The organism is Leisingera sp. ANG-DT, from assembly GCF_000813785.1.
Taxonomy (GTDB): domain Bacteria; phylum Pseudomonadota; class Alphaproteobacteria; order Rhodobacterales; family Rhodobacteraceae; genus Leisingera.
This window is the reverse complement of the sequence record NZ_JWLE01000001.1, coordinates 64,800-85,504: the sequence shown is the minus strand read 5'-3', so window position 1 is coordinate 85,504 and position 20,705 is coordinate 64,800. Positions and strand designations below refer to the sequence as shown.

Genomic DNA, 20,705 nt, shown 5'->3' with positions numbered 1-20,705 from the left:
CATCCGTCTATGAGGGCCCGGAACTTTGCATGGGGAGGCGCTGGCCATGACGGCCCGCGCCTTTTCCTATGCTCCTGACGAAAGGCCGCCCCTTGGACGCGCATCTTGCCCGCATGCTGACCTCCCCGCGCCAGTGCCGCTGCTGCGGCGCGACGTTTGCGCAGCTGCTCAGCCTCAGCTGCGACCGGCCCGACATCTGTTCCGAGGATCTGGAGGTGGAGGACAACTCTGCCGTCCTCGCCACCCGCGGCGACATCCTGACCGAGGATTTCTGCCGCCTTGGCGATCTGCGCTTTGTCCGCGCAGTGCTGGCAATCCCGCTGTCCGGCACAAGGGGCGAGGAGTTCATCCTGGGCACCTGGGCCAGCATCAGCCGCGATGACTTTGACGCCTATCTCGACCTTTTTGAGATGCGCGAGACCGACAAGCTGGGCGACCGGCCGGCCTGGCTGGCCAATGCGATCCCGCCGGATATGCCGATGCCCGCGGGCTGCATGCTGGAAATGCGCCCTGGCGGCCAGTACCCGGAACTGAAGGTCACCGAACAGAACCACCCGCTCTACCCGCTGCAGAAGGACGGCGCGGAGCTGGAGGAGCTGCTGGAGCTGCTCTATGCCTACGGGCACGACCTGCCGTCGCTGGTTTATGACGCCTGAGGCATGACGAAGGGGCCGCTGCAAGCAGCCTGACGCGGGATCATCGGCGGTCCTCCTCTCAGCCGGCTGCAGCTTTCCGCCGAGGACCGTTTTGCCTGCTTGAAACACCTGCGCCGGCACGCCAGATGCCATCCGGATCAACGAAGGACAGACAAAATGGCGAACGAGCAGACCTCCGCCAAAGTGGCGGGGCTGGCAACCCAGCCCAATGCGGTGAACCGCAGCAACCTGAGCCTGCTGGGCGTCTACGGGCCGGAAAACAGCATGAGCGCGCTGATCCGCCTGCCCTCTGGCCGCACCCGCGAAGTCAAGCGCGGAACCAAGCTGTCACAGGGTCAGATCATTGCCATCGACGCCCACGGCCTGGTGCTGAACCAGCGCGGCGAAACCAGGCGCCTGGTGATGCCGGGCAGCTAGGCCAGCGGCCCGCCCAAATTTCTTCCAAGAAATTTGCCAAGGATTTTCGAAAATCCTTGGCGCTGCCTTCCGCCTCTTGACCTGCCCGCGCGGGCGGCCCAAGAAGGCGGCCATGACAGACAAAATCGCTCTCATCACCGGTGCATCGCGCGGCTTGGGCAATGCCCTCGCCGAGGCGCTTGCGCCCACCCATCACATCGTTGCCGTCGCCCGCACCACCGGCGCGCTGGAAGAGCTGGATGACCGCATCAAAGCGGCAGGCGGCTCTGCCACCCTGGCGCCGATGGACATCACCGTACCGGAGGCGATGGCGACGCTCTGCCGCGGCATCCATGACCGCTGGGGCAAGCTGGACCTGTGGCTGCACACCGCGATCCACGCAACCGCCCTGTGCCCGGCGCCCTCGGTTGCGCCCAAGGACTGGACCAAGGCCCTGGCGATCAACGCCACGGCCACCTCGGTTCTGATCCCCTATGTGGCGCCGCTCCTGGGCCAGACGGGGCGTGCGGTGTTCTTTGATGACCCCAAAGCCGGCGAGAAGTTCTACGGCACCTACGGCGCCACCAAGGCGGCGCAGATGGCGCTGGCCCGCAGCTGGCAGGCCGAGACGGAGCGCACCGGCCCCAAGGTCAAGATCCTGGAGCCGCAGCCGATGGCCACAGCCCTGCGCGCCCGTTTCCATCCGGGCGAGGACCGCGATGCGCTGACCCCGATCCAGGACGAGGCCGCACGCCTGCTGCCGCTGATCCTGGCGGACTGACCTCCGAGACCGGCCCGCGCCGCGCATCCGCGCGGCGCTCGGCCCAAGGCTTTGGACGGCATCTTTGATGCAGCCCAAGGGCGCGGGAGCCCGCCGAGCTCCGCCCGGCCATCCCGCCTGTTGCCTCCCTGCCCCGCTTTGCCGCGGATCCGGCTTCTGCCTGCGAAAACCTTGCTCCGTTCGGATGCAGGTCCTATTCAATCGAAAACCCGGTTGAAGACGGCAGGCAGGCTTTTCATGCGCATTCTGATCACCAACGACGACGGCATCAGCGCCGAGGGGCTCAAGGTTCTGGACGCCATTGCCCATGAGGTCGCAGGCCCCGAAGGCGAGGTCTGGACCGTGGCGCCCGCGTTTGAACAGTCCGGCGTCGGCCATTGCATCAGCTATACCCGCCCCACCATGCTGAGCCAGCTGGGCGCGCGCCGCTTTGCCGCCGAAGGCTCGCCCGCCGACTGCGTGCTGGCGGGCATTCATGTGGCGATGCAGGGGGCAAAGCCGGATCTGGTGCTGTCAGGCGTGAACCGCGGCAACAACTCCGCTGAAAACGCGCTGTATTCCGGCACTTTGGGCGGCGCGATGGAAGCGGCGCTGCAGGGTATCCCGGCGATGGCGCTGTCGCAGTATTACGGCCCGGCCAACCGCGAGACGGACAATCCGTTTGAGGCCTCTGCCGTGCATGGTGCCGCGCTGGTGAAAAAGATCCTGGCAGCCCAGCCGCAGGACAATCAGGATTACCGGCTGTTTTACAACATCAACTTCCCGCCGGTCCCGGCCGCGGACGTGAAGGGCGCCCGCGTCGCACCGCAGGGAGTCCGCCCTGGCACCCATTTCTCCGCCGAGGAGCAGCTGTCGCCCACCGGGCGGCGGTACCTGTGGATCCGCGGCGGCAACCAGCATGTGGAGACCGCACCCGGCTCTGATGCGGCAGTGAACCTGGACGGCTACATCTCCGTCACTCCGATGCGCGCCGATCTGACCGCGCGGGACGCTATGGAGGCGCTGAAAGCGATCGAGGGCCCCGGCGCATGAGCGGGCCCGACGCGCAAACCAAGATGCAGTTCGTCTACTCCGTGCGCTCGCGCGGGGTGACCGACCAGAAGGTGCTGGAGGCGATCGAACAGATCGACCGCGGGCTTTTCGTGCGCGGCATCTTCTCGGAACGCGCCTATGAGGACGTGCCGCTGCCGATTGCCTGCGGCCAGACCATTTCGCAGCCCTCGGTGGTGGGCATGATGACCCAGGCGCTGCAGATCTCCCCCCGCGACACCGTGCTGGAGGTCGGCACCGGTTCCGGCTACCAGGCCGCAATCCTGTCGAAACTGGCGCGCCGGGTCTATACCATCGACCGCCACGCCCGGCTTGTGCGCGAAGCGCGGGCGGTGTTTGAGCAGCTGCAGCTGGCCAATGTGACCTCGCTGGTGGGCGACGGCAGCCACGGGCTCAGTGAACAGGCGCCCTTTGACCGCATCATCGTGACGGCGGCTGCCGAAGATCCGCCCGGACCGCTTCTGGCGCAGCTCAAGACGGGCGGCATCATGGTGCTGCCGGTGGGCCAGTCTGACCACGTCCAGACCCTGATCCGGGTGCGCAAGACCGAGGACGGGCTGGAGTATGACGAATTGCGCCCGGTGCGCTTTGTTCCGCTGCTTGAGGGCCTGGGGAAAGACACGTAAACTGGCGGCGGATTTCAGCCGAGCCGCAAATGGCATCGGCTATAGTGATTGACGCGAGAGAATCCCCGCGAAAAAGGGGATGCGTGTTTTGAGGAGAGCGAAATGACCCGGATCCCCCCCGCCCGGACGATGTTCCGCGGCCTGTCCCATACGGTACTGCCCCGGGCCCGGATGCTGGCCCTGCTGCCGCTGGCCGGTGTGCTGGCGGCCTGCCAGAGCCCGCTGGACTACGACCTGCGCGGCCAGATCGGTGCTTTCAACACCGCAGGTGCCGCGCAATCAGCCACGGCGAACCGCCCCGCGCCCGACTCCCGCGGGCTGATCTCCTACCCGTCTTACCAGGTGGCCGTCGCCCAGCGCGGCGACACTGTGGGGGATGTGGCTGCCCGCATCGGCCTGCCTGCCGACGAGGTTGCACGCTTTAACGGCATGGAGACTGGCGACAAGATGCGCCAGGGCGAGGTTCTGGCGCTGCCGCGCCGCGCGCCGGGCAGCGTGCCGGGAAATGCCACGCCGGGTTCGGTCGATATCGCCAGCCTTGCAGGCCAGGCCATCGACACCGCGCCGCTGACCTCCCCCAATGCAGGCTCGGTGACCACCACCGAAATCCAGCCCGCCCCCAAACCGCAGCCCGCCGCGGTGCAGGCCGGCCCGGAACCGGTGCGCCACAAGGTGAAGCGCGGCGAAACCGCTTATACCATTTCGCGGCTCTATCAGGTGCCGGTGAAGTCGCTGGCGGAGTGGAACGGCCTCGGCAGCGATTTTGCAGTGCGTGAGGGCCAGTACCTGCTGATCCCCCTGAAAGAGCAGCCCGCCGCCGAGGTGACGCCTGCCGCTGCAGCAGCCCCCGTGGTGGTGACTGAGCCGGGCGCCGGATCGGAGACTCCGGTGCCGCCCAGCGCCAGCAAGCCGCTGCCGGAGGAAAAGGTCGAGCCCGCCGCAGTGAAGCCCGCCGCCGAAACCCTGCCCAAGCCGGAACTGCCTGAACCGACCCGCAGCAGCAGCGCGGCGATGGCCTATCCGGTGCAGGGCAAGATCATCAAGACCTATTCCAAGGGCCGCAATGACGGCATCGACATTGCGGCCGCCGCTGGTGCGCCAGTCAACGCGGCCGAGGCCGGCACGGTGGCGGCGATCACCAAGGATTCCAACAATGTGCCGATCGTGGTTATCCGCCACAGCCAGAAGCTGCTGACGGTCTATCAGAACGTCGGCAACATCACCGTCAAGAAAGGCGACAGTGTGGTCCGCGGCCAGCGCATCGCCTCGCTGCGCGGCGGCGATGATGCCTATGTGCATTTCGAAGTGCGTGACGGGTTCGAGAGCATCGACCCGCTGAGCTACCTGAACTGACGGCGGTAAAGACTTGCTAACAAAGTAAAGCCCGGCTGATTGGCCGGGCTTTTCCGATTTCAGGCTTGCACTGTCTCAGCGCAAGCTTACCCCGTGCCGCCCGGCCAAATCGGTGAAGAACTGCCAGGCCACCCGGCCCGAGCGCGCGCCGCGTGTCGCTTGCCATTCAACCGCCTCGGCACGCAACTCCTCTGCCTCCACCTCAACGCCATAGGCCGCGCAATAGCCCTCGATCATCGCCAGGTATTCGTCCTGATCGCAGGGGTGGAAGCCCAGCCAAAGCCCGAAGCGGTCCGACAGAGAGACCTTCTCCTCCACCGCTTCCGACGGGTTGATGGCGCTGGAGCGCTCGTTTTCGATCATGTCCCGCGGCATCAGGTGGCGGCGGTTGGAAGTGGCATAGAACACCACGTTTTCCGGCCGCCCCTCGATGCCGCCGTCCAGCACCGCCTTGAGGCTCTTGTAGTGCTGGTCGTCATGGCTGAACGACAAGTCATCGCAGAACAGGATGAACCGGTGCTCCGAGCCGCGCAGGTGCCCCAGCAACCGCGCGACCGAGGGCAGGTCTTCGCGCTGCAGTTCCACCAGTTTGAGCTGCGGGTGATCCCCTGCCAGCGCCCCGTGCACCGCTTTCACCAGGCTCGACTTGCCCATCCCCCGCGCACCCCACAACAGCGCGTTGTTGGCGGCAAAGCCCTGCGCAAACCGGCGTGTGTTCTCCAAGAGCGTATCGCGGGAGCGGTTGATGCCGACCAGCAGGTTCAGATCAACCCGGTTCACCGCCTCCACCGGCTCCAGCCGCTCCGGCCCCACATGCCAGACAAAGGCGGCGGCCGCGTTGAAATCAGGGGTTTCCAACGGCGCGGGCGACATCCGCTCCAGCGCCTCGGCAATGCGGGTCAATGCGATCTGGTCCATGTGGTGCCTCCCTTCGTCATCGGGCCGTCTTTGCCGGGTTTCAAAGCATGTTCAGGGGCAAGCGGCAAGGGGAAGCCAGCACCTGTTCTGCTGCGAGCCTTAAGTATACCCTGTCCCTATGGACGCCATGGATGCTCTCTCCCGCTGGATGATGACCGAAGGCCGCTGTTGCGGCGATCCGGTCAAGGTTGTCTCGCACTTCTGCACAACGCTGATCGAGGCCGGGGTGCCGCTGTGGCGGGTCAACATCGGGCAGCGGTTTGCAAACCCGCTGCTGATTGCCTGGGGCGTTGTCTGGACGCCAGAGAGCACGGAGAGCTACGACGTCACCCATGATGTGATGCTGACGGACAGCTATGTCGGCAGCTCCTTTGAGTACATTCTGGCTCATCGCCGCCCGCTGCACAAAAGCCTGCGCGGCCTAGACCCTGAGGCCGACCACATTTCCTATCATGAGTTCGCGGAGGCTGGCGGCACCGACTACTATGCCACGCTCTTGTATTACGGCGACGGGTCTATGCACGGCTGCACCTTTGTCACTCAGGCTGACAGCGGCTTCACGGCGGAGAACCTGGCAATGATCGAGGCCTCCCTGCCCGGCCTCTCCTCAGCCCTGGAACCCGTCACCATGCGCAAGTCCTCGCGCAGCCTGCTGCGGACCTATCTCGGCGATGGGCCGTCGGACGCGGTCTGGAATGGTTCCATCAAGCGCGGCGAGCGCACGGCGCTGGACGCTGTTGTCATGTTCACCGATCTGCGCGGCTTCACGGCCCTCTCGGACAGTGCCAGCGAAGAGGACGTGTTCGACGCCCTGAACACCTATTTCGACGTGGTGGTGCAGGCGGTTGAGGACGCAGGCGGTGACGTGCTGAAGTTCATGGGCGACGGCATTCTGTCGATCTTCCCCGCCGCTGACGGAAGCAGCCACGCGGAACAGTGCCGTCAAGCCGCACAGGCCGCGCAAACGGCGCTCGCCGGGCTTGCCACGGTGAACACCTCCCGCACGGAAGCAGGCAAACCGCCGCTGGAAATCGGTATCGGCTTAAACGCGGGCCGCGTCAGCTATGGTAATATCGGCAGCCCCGGCAGGCTGGATTTCACCGTCCTTGGCGCCGCGGTGAACCTGGCGAGCCGGATCGAAGGCCTGACGAAATCCACCGGGCATCCCGTTCTGGCATCCGCCTCTGTCGCCGCGGCCGCCCCCGGTCTGTTTGCCAGCTGCGGCCGCCACAATGTGCGCGGGGTTTCCGATCCGGTCGAGATCTTTTTCCTGCGCGGTCCCGCCGCATGAAAAGGCACGCCGAAACCCGCGCACCGCAGTGGTTGCTGACCTCTCCAGCCAGCCCGCCCTTGCCGCCTCAATCCGCCGCGAAGCAGTAGAAATAGCCGTTGCCGCCGGTGGAGCGCAGGTTCTCGGCGCTGCAGCCGCGCGAGTTATGCGCTGCATTCCACGACGTGTTGCCGCCGCCGTGGCGGTCGTGGTGGCCGACCGTGGCCGAACCCTCGCCATTGGAGGTCCAGTTAGAGCAGGTCTTGTCGCCTTCCTGCCAGGGGAAATAGGCGGTGCCGTCCTCCTGGGTGCCGGTCAGGATGTCATGCTCATTCGGATCATCGCCGCGGCCCTTGATGCGGTTGCCGTTCTCATCCACCGCAGTGCGGGCATAGATATTGGGCATGATGTGCAGCTGGTCCAGATCCACAGCGATCAGCTCGCCATTGGCGTTGTACCAGGGGCCGGTGCCGATGCGGGAGCGGGCGGAGATGCCGCGTTTGCCCTCTTCCTGCGTGCTGAGATAGGCGCGCCAGGTCCGGCCAGTGGAGCCCGCCGCCTCAGCCAGGCTGGCACAATGGGCATCCGCCCCCTCCAGCCCGCCCAGATTGCCGCCGTCGCCAAGGCCAACGGATGTAACAAAGAACCCCATCGGCAGATCTTCGGCGTAGGACGCAGAGGTCAGCGCGCAGGCCGCAGAGCAGGTCAGGACAGCAAGAAACTTGTTCATGGAAACCTCCCTTATTCCAGGACTGGCCGCAGGATGCCTCATGGGGCGGGGCATGGATACGCCAGAGGGCGGGGTTTCACGAAAGAGTGTTGGGAATGTGGACGTCCTTCCTGCGGCTTGGCCTTACACTTATACGGAGATCGACTGAATAGCCTGAAACCGCGAAGGGCAATTGAGCGGGACGAAGTGTGAATTCGCTGCGGTTGTGCGAATGTCAGTTATGCGTTCCGACACCAGAACGAGGGATAGCAGTTTGCAGCGGTTCGTTGACCTGCAGTACGGCATAGTTCAGGAGTTGGAATCCGTTTCTTTGTCCTCAACATCTGGTGAGGCCGCAATGCGGACGATTTCAAATCGCCTCAGCAAACTCACACTAATGTAGATGGCAGCGCAGATCAGAAGAAAACCTACAAAATTTGGTTCGTAGGCTTCCCTAGCTTCACGGTATATGTTCAATCCGTCGACATTTCTAAGAAGAGCAAATCCAAAGTTGCCGACTACAAGAAATGTCGGCAAATCCAGCAAGAAAAACCTCCTGAGACGCCGCTCGCCAGTCAAATAGAGCAGTGAGCCGCACCCACCGCACTTATGAAAATCAGTTCGATTGTGTCCGCGATAAGGGTTGGTTGAACCCATCTTTCTTGGAGACTGCGGGCGACCACATTCCGGGCATTTGATGCCGACAATTTTTGACCAAAGAGTTGGTAACTCACCAAGTCTCGGTTTGCTCACTTTGGGCGGGTTGCTAACACTTCGTGCCAATGGTCTAGAACGTGCCTTTCTGCAAAATCCGAAGGCTCAGCCAGTGTATCAGCAGCCGATGACTGTCGAGACTTATCCCATAAAGCGGCCCTTCGAACAATGCGCCGCATATGTGATTTTGGGCTCGATCCGGTCGCCTAGTCTCGCCGCAGCGTAAGGCGGGTGCGAGCCCGAACTTACTTTTTTGGCTCTCTCGAAATAACGGTTGTTACAGTGCGCGTCTTCCGGCTTCTGGTAATCGCTATCGCACCCAAAACCAGGACGCAGGCTACGGCTTGGTGCATTGTGATCACTTCATCGAATGCAATAACTCCAACCGCAAACATCGTCGGCAATTCGATGCTTCCGACGACCGCAGTTTGGGAAGCGCCGATCAGGGGCGAACAGATCGTGTATACGAGCTGCGGTACAAGAGCCGTGATCAAACCAATTCCGACAATTAATACCCAGTCGGACTGCCCCGCCGGGAGCAACTCAGCGATGTCGGCACCCGCCATCAGCGGCAAAAGCCCAAGAACCGATCCCAAGGAAACGGAGGCAATGCGTGCAAGCGGCGGGATGCGGGACAGCCTGTGGACTAAAACACAAATACCGAAGCCAAAGCCGAAGGGGGCTGCCAACGACAACAAAAGCATAGGAATGTGCTGCAGGGGCACCGATGCAGGCGAGCCAGCTATAACGGCCGCTACCGTAATGAGGCCTGAGGCGAGCAAAGCGCGCTTCGTTGGTGCATCGGAGAAGAAAGCCCAGGCTATCACCAGCGTGAAAACCGGGTAGGTCATATAAAGCACGCCCACTGTCGATGCGGGCAGTGTCTCCAGAGCCATCACATAACCAATCCACCCCAGCCCCATCACCGCCCCAGCCGAAAGACCCCAAATAATCTCGCGCCACGCTTGACGGTGCTTAAAGAGAACAGGCAACAGCAGAATTGCAGCTACGATGTAGCGATAGAATGCGACGGCATATGGTGCGACACCCTGCTCGGTCAGCCCTCGGCTAAAGTAGGGAACCAATCCAAAACAAACTGATGCGAACAGAACACCGGCAATCGCTAGCGCGTACGGTACTGCTGGTCTGCTTTGTGTTGATGCCGTTGCCATGCGCAAGAGCTAACACGGGTTTGCGATTCTTGCAGCGGAGATTCATCGAACGGTCGCATCGTCCCGCCCTGCTATCTTTGGCGACGAGCCCTGAACGGCCGTTTTGCGCCGTTCGCGGCTTGCTGCAGGCGCGAGAGGATGCCAGGAGGCGGACGACCGCAAAGGGCTCAATGCAGACCAGCACTTCCTATAAAAAAAGCGCGCCCTCTCAGGCGCGCTTTTCCATTTCAAACTCTCTCCGGCCCGTCAGCCCTTGCCGTCCTCGGCTTCGGCAGGCACCGGTTCATCCGGATGCGCCTCCATTTCCTCGTCGTCATAGTAGCCCTCCGCGCGCAGCTTCGCCTCGCGCTTGGCCTCTACCCGGCGGACCAGGAAAATCGAGATCTCATAGAGCCCGTAAACCACCACAAACAGGATGATCTGGGTGATCACATCCGGCGGCGTCACCAGCGCCGCCAGCACCAGGATCGCCACCACCGCGTATTTGCGGACAGAGCCAAGTCCCTCGGCGCTTACCAGACCGGCCTTGCCCATCAGCGTCAGCAGAACCGGCAGCTGGAAACACAGGCCAAAGGCCACGATGAACTTGATCGTCAGGTTCAGATACTCCTGGGCGGAGCCCTGGAACACCACGCTGAGGCCCTGATTGACCTGCTCGCCAACCACCGCCTCGCCGCCGGAACCGAACTGCTGGAACCCCAGGAAGAAGTCATAGGCCAGCGGCGTGACCACATAGAAGGCAAAGCTGGCGCCCAAGAGGAACATGAAGGGCGAGGCGATCAGGAAGGGCAGGAACGCCCCCTTCTCGGACTTATACAGCCCCGGCGCCACGAACCGCCACATTTGGAACCCAATATAGGGGAACGCCAGGATGAAGCCGCCCAGGAAGGAGATTTTGATTGCGACAAAGAAGCCTTCCTGCGGGCTGATGAAGATAAGCGCACAGTCCTGCCCGCCTTCGGCCAGTACCTGGCACAGCGGCGCGGTCAGGAAGTTGAACACCGGCGTTGCCACGGTGAAACAGATCACCATGCCGACGATAAAGGCGGCGACCGAATGGATCAGCCGGTTGCGCAGTTCGGCCAGATGCTCGATCAGCGGCGCGGTTGAGTCGTCGATCTCATCCGTCTTGCTCATGACTTGGCCTCTTCTTCCTTCGCTGCCGCAGGCTTCAGCGCCGCCTCAGCCGCTTCCGCCTTGGCCAGCGCTTCCTCGGCCTCGCGCGCCTTGCGCTCCGCCGCGGCGCGGGCGGTTGATGCCTGGATCTTCTTGGCATCCTCGGCGCGTTCCGCCGCCAGCTTGCCGGTCTCGCTGTTGGGGTCGTATTTGGTCGGGTCGATCGACGTCGCCATCTCCTGCGCCGCCTGCTTGACCCCGTCCATGGCGGTGCTCATCGGGTTCGACGCAGCCTTCAGCCCCTTGGCGACCTCATTGACCCCGGCCTCATCCGCCGCGTCATGCATCGCCCGGCTGAACTCGCGCGCCATCCCCTTGGCCTTGCCGACAAACCGCCCCACGTTGCGGAACAGCACCGGCAGGTCCTTGGGGCCGACGACGATCAGCGCGACAACGCCGATGACCAGCAGTTCGGTCCACCCAAGATCGAACATCCGCGCTTAGGCCTTGTCTTTTTCGGACTCGGGGGTCACGTCTTTGGCCACGTCCGCGGCGTCCTGCTCCAGTTCCTTGCTGCCTTCGTTGATGCCCTTCTTGAACGAGGTGATGCCCTTGCCGACCTCACCCATCAGCGAGGAAATCTTGCCGCGGCCGAACAGGACCAGCACCACGACAGCGATGAGCAGCAGGCCAGGCAGGCCGATGTTGTTGAGCATGTGAGTCTCTCCTTACTTGATCCGGCGCGGATTGGCGGCGCCGGTAGAATTGTTCGCTACGGGTTTAGCGCGGGCGCGGCTTTGAGCGAAAGCAACTCCGCACGCAGAAAGCGCCTGCAAGCGCGGGAATCCGAAGTTTTTGACAGCCGCTTGCACCCAACTGACAGGTTTATGTCAGTTGGAGGGCGGTAAATCCAGCCCATCACATGAACAAAGGAGAAACGTGATGAGCAAACATGTCGCCGAAATCGTAACCTTCAAACTGACCGATGGCGTGAGTCCCGCCGATTTCACCGCCCTGATGCAGCGCACCGAGGGCTTCGTGCGCGCGCAGGACGGCTTTGTCACCCGCCAGCTTAGCCAGGGCGAGGATGGCAGCTGGACCGACTATGTGGTCTGGAAGGACATGGCGACGGCGCAGAAAGTGGCGCAGGAATTCATGCAGCAGGACTTCACGCCGGAGGTGATGGCGGCCATTGCCCCGGACAGCGCCAGCATGCGCCATGAAGAGGTGCGGTGGCAGATGGCGCCCTAAGCCTCCCGGGCTGCGCCTGAAGGCCCGAAACACTGCAGGCTGCGCCTGCGGGCCGGGCGCAGCCCTTGACCTCCTGACGCCACCGCGCAAAGGCTAGCCCCATGCGCCGCACCGACCGCCTTTTTGAAATCATCCAGATCCTGCGCGACGGGAAACTGCACCGCGCGCAGGACATCGCCGAACGGCTGGAGGTTTCCACCCGCACCATCTACCGCGACATGGACACGCTGGTGGCCTCCGGCGTGCCGGTGGAGGGGGAGCGCGGCGTCGGCTACATGGTGCGCGAGCAGATCAGCCTGCCGCCGCTGACATTGACGCCAGAGGAGCTGGAGGCGCTGAACCTCGGCATGGCCATTGTTGCTGAGGCCGCCGACCCGGACCTGAAGGCCGCCGCCCTGTCGCTGGCCGCCAAGGTGGACGCGGTGCTGCCGGAACAGACCATCGCCGAGGCAGACGCCTGGAAATTCGCGGTCTACCCCTTCTCCGACGCCGCCCGCGCCCTGGCCCATATGCCCACGCTGCGCGCCGCCATCAAGGCGCGGCAGAAACTGCAGCTGACCTACCGCCGCATCGACGGCACCCTGACAGAGCGGAAGATCCGCCCGCTGCACATGGAATACTGGGGCCGGGTCTGGACCCTGACCGCCTGGTGCGAGACGCGCGGAGACTTCCGGGTGTTCCGCGTCGACCTCATCGAGGACACCTCCGCCCTGCCCGAGCTGTTCGTGGACGAACCCGGCAAGCGGCTGCAGGACTATGATCCCTACAGCTCCTGAGATCCTTCATTCATCTGGCTGAAAGTATCCCGGGGGAGGCCCGGCGGGCCGGGGTCAGCGCCCCCTACCCCAGTTCAAACGAGGTCACCCCGTAAATCAGGTCCGTCTCCAACTGCGGAGCAGGCCCGCGGTACATCCGGGCGGTTTCAAACACCGGCGCCAGCCCCAGCGAGCGCGCCAGTTCAACCGCCGCAGCTTGGGGCTCCGGCACATCCAGAAACACCTCCTGTCCCGCAGGCAGGTCCTGCAGCAGCCGCGCCAGAACCGCCTCGGCCGCCACGCGGGAGACCGCAACCAGCGGCCCGATCTTGCAGCCGCTGCCGCACGGCCGCAGCGTGCCGAAGCCAGCCAACTGGCCATCCTTGAAAGCGGCAAAGGAGTGATGCCCCTCCGCCCCCAGCCACTGCTGCCAGAACCCCCGGCGCGGCGCCGGAAAGACGCGGGCATCCATCGCTTCCAGCTCCGCCGTTGGGGCAGTCAGCTGTTGCAGATTGAACTCGGTGGAAACCGCCAGCCCGGCCGACGGCACCCCGCCAAAACGGATGTTGCGGTACGCCAGCTCAAAGCCGGAGCGGCGGTAGTTCGTTTGCTGGTCCACCACACCATCCAGACCAACAACCCGGCTCCCGGCGTGTTCCAGCGCCCGCTGCCAAAGCGCATAGCCGAAGCCCTTCCCGCGATGCTCCGGCGCCACGATGTAGAAGCCGAGGAAGGAGAACGCCGCGCCGTAGTTCACTACAGAGATGCAGGCAATCATCTGCCCGCCCAGGAACCCGCCCCAGAAGCCTTCCGGATCAACGCTCGCAAAGCAGGCCGTATCCCGGTGGCCCGGGTTCCAGCCCTCACGCGCGGCCCAGTCCACAGCGGTCTGGATTTCCGCGAGCGTCAACGCCCGGATCTGATAGCTGCCCTGCATCTGCACCTCCGGATTCCTCAGTTGCAGAATGCCCGCTAACGCTCAGGCAGGAAAGACAAAACAGCGGTTGCGGCGCACCGTCAGCCACATCACCCGCCCCGCTTCCGGCAGGAACACGTTGGGCACCGTGGCCTTGAGCACCGAGCCATCGAAATCCATACGGAACTCCACCAGGCTCTCGCTGCCCAGGAAACGCGCCCGCTCAACAGTTGCGCGGGCCGGCACCCCGTCGCTGGGGGTCGGCAGCGGCCCCTGTCCGCCGCGGTCGAAGTCGATGCGCAGATGCTGCGGGCGGAACACGATTTCCACCGCGGTGCCATCCGCCACGCCGGGCGCCAGGAACTCGCCAAAGGCCGTCTTGGCCAGCGCGCCGTTCACCTCCGCCTTCAGCACGTTCACGTCACTGAAGAAGGAGACCGCGGCCTTGTCCGCAGGGTGGGTATAGACGTTGTAGGGCGCGCCCTGCTGCACGATCCGGCCGCCGCGCATCAGCGCGATCTCATCGGCCATCCGCATCGCCTCTTCCGGCTCATGCGTCACCAGCAGAACGGCGGTGTCTTCTTCTTTCAAGAGGCTCAGCGTCTCATCGCGGATGCCGTCGCGCAGCCGGTTGTCGAGGCCGGAGAACGGCTCATCCATCAGCATGATGCGCGGGCGCGGCGCAATCGCCCGGGCCAGCGCCACCCGCTGCTGCTCGCCGCCCGACAGCTGGTGCGGGTAGCCATCGATGAAGCGCTTGAGCGAGACCCGGTTCAAAAGCTCCTCGACCCGTGCGCGTTTCTCGTCCTTGCTGCCCTTCAGGCCAAAGCCCACGTTGTCGGCGACGCTCAGGTGCGGGAACAGGGCGAAGTCCTGGAACATCAGCCCGATCTCGCGCCGTTCGGGGGGCACCCTGAACACGGTGTCGCAGATCAGCTTGCCATCGACATAGATCTCGCCGCTGTCCTGCATCTCCACGCCCGCGATCATCCGCAGGGTGGTGGATTTGCCGCAGCCCGAGGGACCCAGCAGGCAGGTCACCTGCCCCGCCTGGATCTGCAGCGAGACATCGTCGACCACCGCGCGCCCTTCGAAGAAGCGCCGGATATTGCGGATTTCCAGCCGCGGCGGGGCGATCGTTCGGCTGATGCCGGCGGGGGCAGTGTTCATGAGGCCTCGGGGCTGTTTCCGATGAAAACGCTTGGGGTCTCGACGGGATAGCAACCCAGAGGCAGGGCCGCAAGCGGTCAGAAAAGCAGCGGTCGGCCATGAAATCGCGCTGAGGGCAACGTCCGTCCGAGGGCGGGTAAGCGAAGCGCCCGCCTGTGAGGGCGGACGGACGCTGCCCGGCGGCACCGCCGGGCGGTTGGATTCAGTGGCAAATTGACCGTGTTAACAGCACCCCGACGCCGCACCGTCCTGCTCCAGCCCGTTGAAGGGCGAACTGCCGCCGCAGCCGGCAAAGATCCCGTAGTGGGTCTCAAAATCGCCAATAAACTCGAAATGCGGGGCAAAGCGGCTGTCCTGCAGCATCATCCAGGTGTTGCCGCAGACCGGGAACACCTTGCCCGCCTCGATCACATGGTGGCCGTCCAGCATGAACCGGTGCGGCGCATGATCAATGGTGCCCTTGTAGATCACCGCTTGCCCGTAATCCTCGCATGCCGGCTCCAAGGCGGACAGCTTGAACAGCCGGTAAGTGGCCGACAGGAACTTCAGCGGCTGCACCCGCTTCTCCAGCACCGGGTTCTCAATGGTCAGGAGGCGTGAGGTCACCATCCGCGGGTCCTTGAACCCCGACTCTTTCGCGATTGTCAGAAAATCGTTCCAATACAGCGCCCCGGACAGGCATTCGCCATAAAGCACCTCATCCTGCGCCATCTCTTCCGGCACCCGCCGGTCGGCGTAAACGTCGGAGAAATACATCTCCCCGCCCTCTTTCAGCAGGTGATGCGCGCCGCGCAGCACCGCGCCCTTGTCGGTGGCCAGGTTGATCACGCAGTTGGAGACGATGATGTCAAAGGAGCCGGGCTCCAGCTCCAGTTCCTCCAGCGTCTCGATAAACCCGTGGTGAAACTCGACGTTGGACTTGGCATAGCCAAATGCCTCAGCATGGTAGTCCTGATGGCGGCGCGCCACCTCCAGCTGGGCAGGCGTCATGTCGACGCCGACGACCCTGCCGTGTTCGCCCACCAGCGCCGACAGCGCATAGACGTCCCGGCCCGCACCGCAGCCGAGATCAAGGATGCGCGCGCCCTCCAGCGCCTCCGGCGCGATCAGGCCGCAGCCGTAGTAGCGGGTCAGCACCTCATCGTGAATCTTTGAAAGCACCGCCTTCACATGATCCGGCATGTCGCCCGGCGTGCAGCAGGCATTGGTCTGGAGATCCTCGCTGCCCTGCAGCACCTCGCCGTAATAAGCCTGCACGTTTTCATGTTTCATGGGAGCGCCCTTCCTGATGGTTCCGGACCATCGGGATAGCGCCCCTCAGGCACTCCGGCAATCGGGCCGGCGGGAGGCTTGACGCAACTGTGATGGCACGTGCGGACAAGTCACTGAGGGCAGCGCCCGTCCCGCCGGGGCAGGAAGCAAAACGCCCGCCCCGGTGAGGGCGGGACGGGCGCTGCCCGGCCTTCGGCCAGGCGGAACGAACATTCAGTTGCTGGTGTAAATCTCACCCCTCCGGCAGCAGCTCAAACGCCGCCTCGGCCCGCACTCTGCCGTTCACCATCAGCTCAATCCGGTGCAGCCCCGGCACCAGTTTGAAGGTCGTGGCGTTGCCCTTCAGCTTGTGGCGCTTGTCCAATTGCAATAATTTGCCTGAAATTTTCGATTGCTTCAATTTGAACACCTTGGCGGACACTTTCCCGCCAGGACGCTGGAAATACAGGATATAATCGACCAGAACCGGCGACCCTGCCTGCCCCTGCAGCTGCGCGGAGAACTCCAGCGCGTCACCAATCCTTACATTTTGCGATTTCAGCACGATTTCGGCGCCCAGCTCCAGATCCGGGTCATATCCCAGCATCTTCATCGCCCGCGGGTGGCCTGCCTTGACCAATCCGCGCAGCGCGTGGGAGGTCATCCAGCCCAGTTCCTTGGCCGACTGCGCCCCGGCGGCCTGCCACGCCTCCAAACGGTCCATCACCAGATCCGGATCTTTCTTGGCGATGTCGTTCAGGTGGTTGGCGATCGAGCGGGTGACATAGCGGGTCGGGTCGGAATGCAGGCGGTCCAGCAGCGGCAGCGGCTCATCCAGCTGCAATCCCACCGCTTCGCCCCAGGGCAGCCGCGGCCGGGTGCCTTCGCTGACCAGTCGGCGGACGTGATAGCTGGAGTGGCTGGCCCACACCTCCATCCGCGCCAGCACCTCACCCCGCCACCGGTTCAGGAAGGGGCGGATTGCCCATTCCATGGAAAACCGCTGAGTGATTTCCTCCAGCAGGTCCAGCGACAGCTCCGGGTGCGCCTCGATGCCTTTGGCGGCCACATATTCCCCCAATGGCGCATAGATGAAGTCGCCGAAATCATCGTCGGTCTTGGACGGATCCAGCGGCGGCGGCAGCGCCTTCAACAGAACCGGCGCGGCGTCGGGCAGATCCGCCGGCAGATGCTCTGCCAGCACATCTGCAATCAGCGCCATCCGCTGCTTCAGCTCCAGCGCCGGCAGATCGGCCATAACCCGCGCCTCGAAGCGTTCAGCATCAAACCCGCCGTCCGCAGCCGCGAACAAGCCCGCCAGATGGCGAACCTTTTCCCGGTTAAACAACTGGTCCTTCAGGGAAAACCCGCCATCCATGCGCCCCGCTCCTCCTTACATCGTGGTGTTGGTGGCGCCGCCGTCCAGCAGGATGTTCTGCCCGACGATGAAACCCGCGTGCTGCGAGCACAGGAAGGCACAGGCGGCCCCGAATTCCTGGCGGGTGCCGTAACGGCCCGCGGGAATGGTGGCAAACCGCTGCTTCTGCGCTTCTTCGGGGGTGATCCCCTGCGCCTTGGCCGCGCCGCCGTCCAGCGCCACGGCGCGGTCGGTGGCATGGATGCCCGGCTGCAGGTTGTTGATGGTAACCCCGTGGCCCGCCACCTGCCGCGAGGTGCCCGCGACATAGCCCGTCAGCCCCGCACGGGCCGAGTTTGACAGCCCCAGCACCGACACCGGCGATTTGACCGACACCGAGGTGATATTGACCACCCGGCCCCAGCCGCGCTCCATCATGCCGGGCAGCAGCGCCTTCATCAGCGCAATCGGCGCCAGCATGTTGGCATCCAGCGCCTTGATGAAATCCTCGCGGTCCCAGTCGGTCCACATGCCCGGCGGCGGCCCGCCCGCGTTGGTCACCAGGATATCGACGCCCTCCGCCGTATCCAGCACCTGCTTCTGCCCCTCCGGCGTCGCCACATCCGCAGCCACTGTCACCACATCAACCCCGTACTGATCGCGAATGGCCTGCGCCGAGGCCTCCAGCGCCTCAGCCCCGCGGGCGTTCATCACCAGGTTCACACCGGCTTCCGCCAGCGCCTCGGCGCAGCCAAGGCCCAGCCCCTTGCTGCTGGCACAGACCAGCGCGCGCTTGCCCGAAATACCCAAGTCCATTGCTCATCTCCCTCCGGATTCTCCACCGTTTGCCGGAGCTTGCACCGCGTGGCTGGCAAAGACCAGCCCCGCCCGGCGGCTGACGCAATCGTGAAGCTGCCGGAAAAACAGCCCCGTTCCACCGCCTTTGTGCCACATTCCGCGGGCATTTCTGTTGGACAGCGCCCTGCGCGCGCCCGCATTATGGACCAAGACAGACCCGCAGATGGGACAGACAGTGACCGCCAGCCTTTCCTCCGTTCAGGCCTACCCGGCCGAGCGTTTCCGCGTTGAATACGGCGCCAACGCGGGCGATCCGCTTGGCGTGCTCGAGGATCTGGTGCTCGATGACATCTACCTGCTCGACAGCCCGGCCCCGCCGCAGCGCCTCGGCATCGCTGCCCACCATGACGGCAGCTTCACCATTGCCGACGGCACCGCCATCGGCACCCCGGGCGCGGTGCTGCATCTGGATTGCCTGCTGACCCTGATGCCCGACCGCGGCCCCAACACCGAGATTCTGGTGATGGTGGAGGCAGACGCCGAGGGCTACATTGCCGCCATCTTCCTGGTGCCGCTGGCGCCCCTGCAGGTGCAAACCCCCTATACGCTGGTCAAGGCAGAGCGTGAGCCGGCACGGCGCAAGCTGGCGCAATCGGCCTGTGTGTCCTTTACCCGCGGCACCCGCATAACGCTGTCGACCGGCGAACAGCGCGCGATTGAGGACATGCGCGCCGGCGACCGTGTGCTGACCCGCGACGACGGCATCCAGGAAGTGCGCTGGGTCGGCCAGTCCACCCTGCGGGCAGTGGGCGACATGGCCCCGATCCTGATCCGCAAAGGCGCCCTCAACAACTCAAACGACCTGATCGTCAGCCCCGGCCACCGGCTGATGGTCTACCAGCGCCGCGACGAGATCGGCGCCGGCGCGCCGGAACTGCTGGTACGCGCCCGCGATCTGGTCAACGGCAGCAGTGTGGTGGTGCTGGACGGCGGCTTTACCGACTACTTCCAGATCCTGTTCGACCAGCACCACATCATCTATGCCGAGGGCATTGCGGCTGAGAGCACCTTCCTCGACCCGGTCACCCGGCAGGTGCTGCCCGAGGATTTCTGGGCCTCCCGCCCCGGCACCCTGCCCGACTCGCACCAGCGCGGCGCCCACGGGCTGGACGTGAGCCGCTCCCTGCTGGACCGGCCCGACGCGGTGCGGCTGCTGAAACGGTCCTCCCTGCGCTAAGCTGCGGGCCGAAGGCCGAACCGTTTTCCTTTGCTCTCAACCGGTTGCAGGGATGCGGGCAATTTGCTGCCAATTGCACCTGTATTTAGTGGTTTCAGACTGACTCCCACACCAGATCCTGCTATCTTGCTGCCAATAATAAGAGAGCAGCATGATCAGGCACATCTTCCTCACCTTGGGGCTTATGCTATTGGCATGGCCGGCCGCGGCGCAGAAAGCAGGCGTCGGTGCGTGGGAGAACTCCAGCCACAACATCCTGGCCTGGATCGAGGAAACCCCTGGCCTCGGCTGGTACTACAACTGGCGCCCGGATCAGATGTACCACAAGGGCCGCCAAAGCCGCTCTGTCGAATTTGTGCCGATGATCCATGGTGCCCGCGACGTGAACAAGCGCATCCGCTCGGACCAAAGGGTCACCGCGCTTCTGGGCTTTAACGAGCCGGACGGGCACACCGGCGGCCATCAGGCCGGGATGAGCGTGCAGCAAGCCATAAAACTTTGGCCGAAACTGGAACGCCACGGGCTGCGCCTGGGCAGCCCGGCCACCACCCAGCACGGCACCCTGGGGCCCGGCTCCTGGCTGCGTCGCTTCATGGATCAGGCCGAAGCCAAGGGTCTGCGCGTCGATTTCATGGCCGTCCACTATTATTCCACGGATGGCAACGTGAAGGAGTTTGAGCGCTGGCTGCGTGCCGTTCACCGCGAATACGGCCGCCCCGTCTGGGTGACGGAGTTCGCCCATATCGACTGGAACCGCCCCGCCGCCGCCAGCCACGCGCAGAACGCTGCCTTTGCCCGCAAGGCGATTGCAATGATGGAGCGCCTGCCCTTTGTCGAGCGCCACGCCTGGTTTGCCGCCAACCCCTACCCCTGGCAGGGCCGTGCGCCGCAGATCAACCTGCTGCGCGATGACCTGACCCCGACCCAGGCTGGGGACGCCTTTGCCCGCGCCGTCAGCCGCGCGGCCGGCCTGCAGGTGGCCAGCAACTGAAGCAGCGCTTCGGGTGCCGGACCGGCAAACCCGCTGCTTGGGAGCTCTTCCAGCACAGCAGGCGCACGGCCATGCCAGCCGCTCTTAAATGCGGGCAGCTGCCGCATTTCCCCTGCAGGCCAGTTCAAATTTGCCTCTGCTTCCCTAAAAAACAATCACAACCACAGAGAATGTTTATGTATTGTTAAGTCACTTAAAAGCAGAATGGAACGAACGCG

General features: G+C 64.1%; 23 protein-coding genes. 11 read left to right on the top strand and 12 right to left on the bottom strand.

Annotation, left to right across the window (positions count from 1 at the left end; genetic code table 11):
• Positions 1-68: 68 nt before the first annotated feature.
• From RA21_RS00420 to RA21_RS00395, 6 genes are all read left to right on the top strand, one after another.
• The gene (locus RA21_RS00420) at positions 69-656 is read left to right on the top strand and encodes a DUF2199 domain-containing protein (protein WP_019295944.1); all 588 of its coding nucleotides are present in this window, start codon (positions 69-71) and stop codon (positions 654-656) included.
• A 156-nt stretch (positions 657-812) separates the two neighbouring features.
• On the top strand, positions 813-1,073 hold the full coding sequence (locus tag RA21_RS00415; RefSeq protein WP_019295945.1) for a hypothetical protein: 261 nt from the start codon (positions 813-815) through the stop codon (positions 1,071-1,073).
• Between the two features lie 112 nt (positions 1,074-1,185).
• Positions 1,186-1,833 carry an SDR family NAD(P)-dependent oxidoreductase gene (locus RA21_RS00410; RefSeq protein WP_039146405.1) on the top strand — a complete coding sequence of 216 codons (648 nt, stop codon included), beginning with the start codon at positions 1,186-1,188 and terminating at the stop codon, positions 1,831-1,833.
• A 237-nt stretch (positions 1,834-2,070) separates the two neighbouring features.
• Entirely contained in the window at positions 2,071-2,865 is a 795-nt protein-coding gene (gene surE / locus RA21_RS00405) for a 5'/3'-nucleotidase SurE (RefSeq protein ID WP_039145461.1), read from the top strand.
• Complete coding sequence (locus tag RA21_RS00400; RefSeq protein WP_019295948.1) at positions 2,862-3,509, top strand: protein-L-isoaspartate(D-aspartate) O-methyltransferase; 648 nt, start codon at positions 2,862-2,864, stop codon at positions 3,507-3,509. The genes surE and RA21_RS00400 overlap by 4 nt, the downstream gene beginning before the upstream one ends.
• Before the next feature lie 102 nt (positions 3,510-3,611).
• Entirely contained in the window at positions 3,612-4,862 is a 1,251-nt protein-coding gene (locus tag RA21_RS00395; protein ID WP_019295949.1) for a M23 family metallopeptidase, read from the top strand.
• 75 nt (positions 4,863-4,937) lie between these two features.
• Here RA21_RS00395 and RA21_RS00390 read toward each other — a convergent pair whose 3' ends face one another.
• Positions 4,938-5,780: an ATP-binding protein gene (locus RA21_RS00390; protein WP_019295950.1), complete on the bottom strand. Its 843-nt coding sequence runs from the start codon at positions 5,778-5,780 to the stop codon at positions 4,938-4,940.
• A gap of 127 nt (positions 5,781-5,907) precedes the next feature.
• Here RA21_RS00390 and RA21_RS00385 point away from each other — a divergent pair, with 127 nt between their 5' ends.
• Positions 5,908-7,071 (top strand): adenylate/guanylate cyclase domain-containing protein, encoded by a 1,164-nt coding sequence (locus tag RA21_RS00385; RefSeq protein ID WP_241483454.1) that lies wholly within the window; start codon positions 5,908-5,910, stop codon positions 7,069-7,071.
• Between the two features lie 67 nt (positions 7,072-7,138).
• Here RA21_RS00385 and RA21_RS00380 read toward each other — a convergent pair whose 3' ends face one another.
• The 6 genes from RA21_RS00380 to RA21_RS00360 all read right to left on the bottom strand — a co-directional run bounded on the left by RA21_RS00380 (position 7,139) and on the right by RA21_RS00360 (position 11,477).
• Positions 7,139-7,780, bottom strand: coding sequence for a hypothetical protein (locus RA21_RS00380; protein WP_039145457.1), 642 nt, complete (start codon positions 7,778-7,780; stop codon positions 7,139-7,141).
• Between the two features lie 288 nt (positions 7,781-8,068).
• Positions 8,069-8,512, bottom strand: a complete 444-nt coding sequence (locus RA21_RS22490) for a hypothetical protein (RefSeq protein ID WP_152610457.1) — start codon at positions 8,510-8,512, stop codon at positions 8,069-8,071.
• Between the two features lie 206 nt (positions 8,513-8,718).
• Positions 8,719-9,645, bottom strand: coding sequence for a DMT family transporter (locus RA21_RS00375; RefSeq protein WP_039145455.1), 927 nt, complete (start codon positions 9,643-9,645; stop codon positions 8,719-8,721).
• 246 nt (positions 9,646-9,891) lie between these two features.
• Positions 9,892-10,782: a twin-arginine translocase subunit TatC gene (gene tatC / locus RA21_RS00370; protein WP_019295953.1), complete on the bottom strand. Its 891-nt coding sequence runs from the start codon at positions 10,780-10,782 to the stop codon at positions 9,892-9,894.
• The gene (gene tatB, locus RA21_RS00365; protein WP_039145454.1) at positions 10,779-11,255 is read right to left on the bottom strand and encodes a Sec-independent protein translocase protein TatB; all 477 of its coding nucleotides are present in this window, start codon (positions 11,253-11,255) and stop codon (positions 10,779-10,781) included. Before tatB ends, tatC begins: the two co-directional genes overlap by 4 nt.
• A 6-nt stretch (positions 11,256-11,261) precedes the next feature.
• A complete protein-coding gene (locus tag RA21_RS00360) occupies positions 11,262-11,477 on the bottom strand; it encodes a twin-arginine translocase TatA/TatE family subunit (protein ID WP_019295955.1) in 216 nt (71 codons plus the stop codon).
• Positions 11,478-11,703: 226 nt separating this feature from the next.
• Between RA21_RS00360 and RA21_RS00355 the strand changes: the two genes are divergently transcribed.
• A complete protein-coding gene (locus tag RA21_RS00355) occupies positions 11,704-12,012 on the top strand; it encodes a hypothetical protein (protein ID WP_039145452.1) in 309 nt (102 codons plus the stop codon).
• 101 nt (positions 12,013-12,113) lie between these two features.
• Complete coding sequence (locus RA21_RS00350; protein WP_039145450.1) at positions 12,114-12,788, top strand: helix-turn-helix transcriptional regulator; 675 nt, start codon at positions 12,114-12,116, stop codon at positions 12,786-12,788.
• A gap of 64 nt (positions 12,789-12,852) precedes the next feature.
• Here the strand turns inward: RA21_RS00350 and RA21_RS00345 are convergent, their stop codons facing one another.
• The 5 genes from RA21_RS00345 to RA21_RS00325 all read right to left on the bottom strand — a co-directional run bounded on the left by RA21_RS00345 (position 12,853) and on the right by RA21_RS00325 (position 18,277).
• The gene (locus tag RA21_RS00345; protein ID WP_039145448.1) at positions 12,853-13,704 is read right to left on the bottom strand and encodes a GNAT family N-acetyltransferase; all 852 of its coding nucleotides are present in this window, start codon (positions 13,702-13,704) and stop codon (positions 12,853-12,855) included.
• Between the two features lie 42 nt (positions 13,705-13,746).
• The gene (locus RA21_RS00340) at positions 13,747-14,853 is read right to left on the bottom strand and encodes an ABC transporter ATP-binding protein (RefSeq protein ID WP_039145446.1); all 1,107 of its coding nucleotides are present in this window, start codon (positions 14,851-14,853) and stop codon (positions 13,747-13,749) included.
• Between the two features lie 222 nt (positions 14,854-15,075).
• Positions 15,076-16,125 carry a methyltransferase domain-containing protein gene (locus tag RA21_RS00335; RefSeq protein WP_039145444.1) on the bottom strand — a complete coding sequence of 350 codons (1,050 nt, stop codon included), beginning with the start codon at positions 16,123-16,125 and terminating at the stop codon, positions 15,076-15,078.
• 232 nt (positions 16,126-16,357) lie between these two features.
• Positions 16,358-17,482 (bottom strand): hypothetical protein, encoded by a 1,125-nt coding sequence (locus tag RA21_RS00330; protein ID WP_039145443.1) that lies wholly within the window; start codon positions 17,480-17,482, stop codon positions 16,358-16,360.
• 15 nt (positions 17,483-17,497) lie between these two features.
• Positions 17,498-18,277, bottom strand: coding sequence for an SDR family oxidoreductase (locus RA21_RS00325; protein WP_039145441.1), 780 nt, complete (start codon positions 18,275-18,277; stop codon positions 17,498-17,500).
• Between the two features lie 205 nt (positions 18,278-18,482).
• Between RA21_RS00325 and RA21_RS00320 the strand changes: the two genes are divergently transcribed.
• Positions 18,483-19,496 carry a Hint domain-containing protein gene (locus tag RA21_RS00320; protein WP_039146401.1) on the top strand — a complete coding sequence of 338 codons (1,014 nt, stop codon included), beginning with the start codon at positions 18,483-18,485 and terminating at the stop codon, positions 19,494-19,496.
• 151 nt (positions 19,497-19,647) lie between these two features.
• Positions 19,648-20,487 carry a glycosyl hydrolase gene (locus tag RA21_RS00315; protein ID WP_241477362.1) on the top strand — a complete coding sequence of 280 codons (840 nt, stop codon included), beginning with the start codon at positions 19,648-19,650 and terminating at the stop codon, positions 20,485-20,487.
• Positions 20,488-20,705 lie beyond the last annotated feature (218 nt).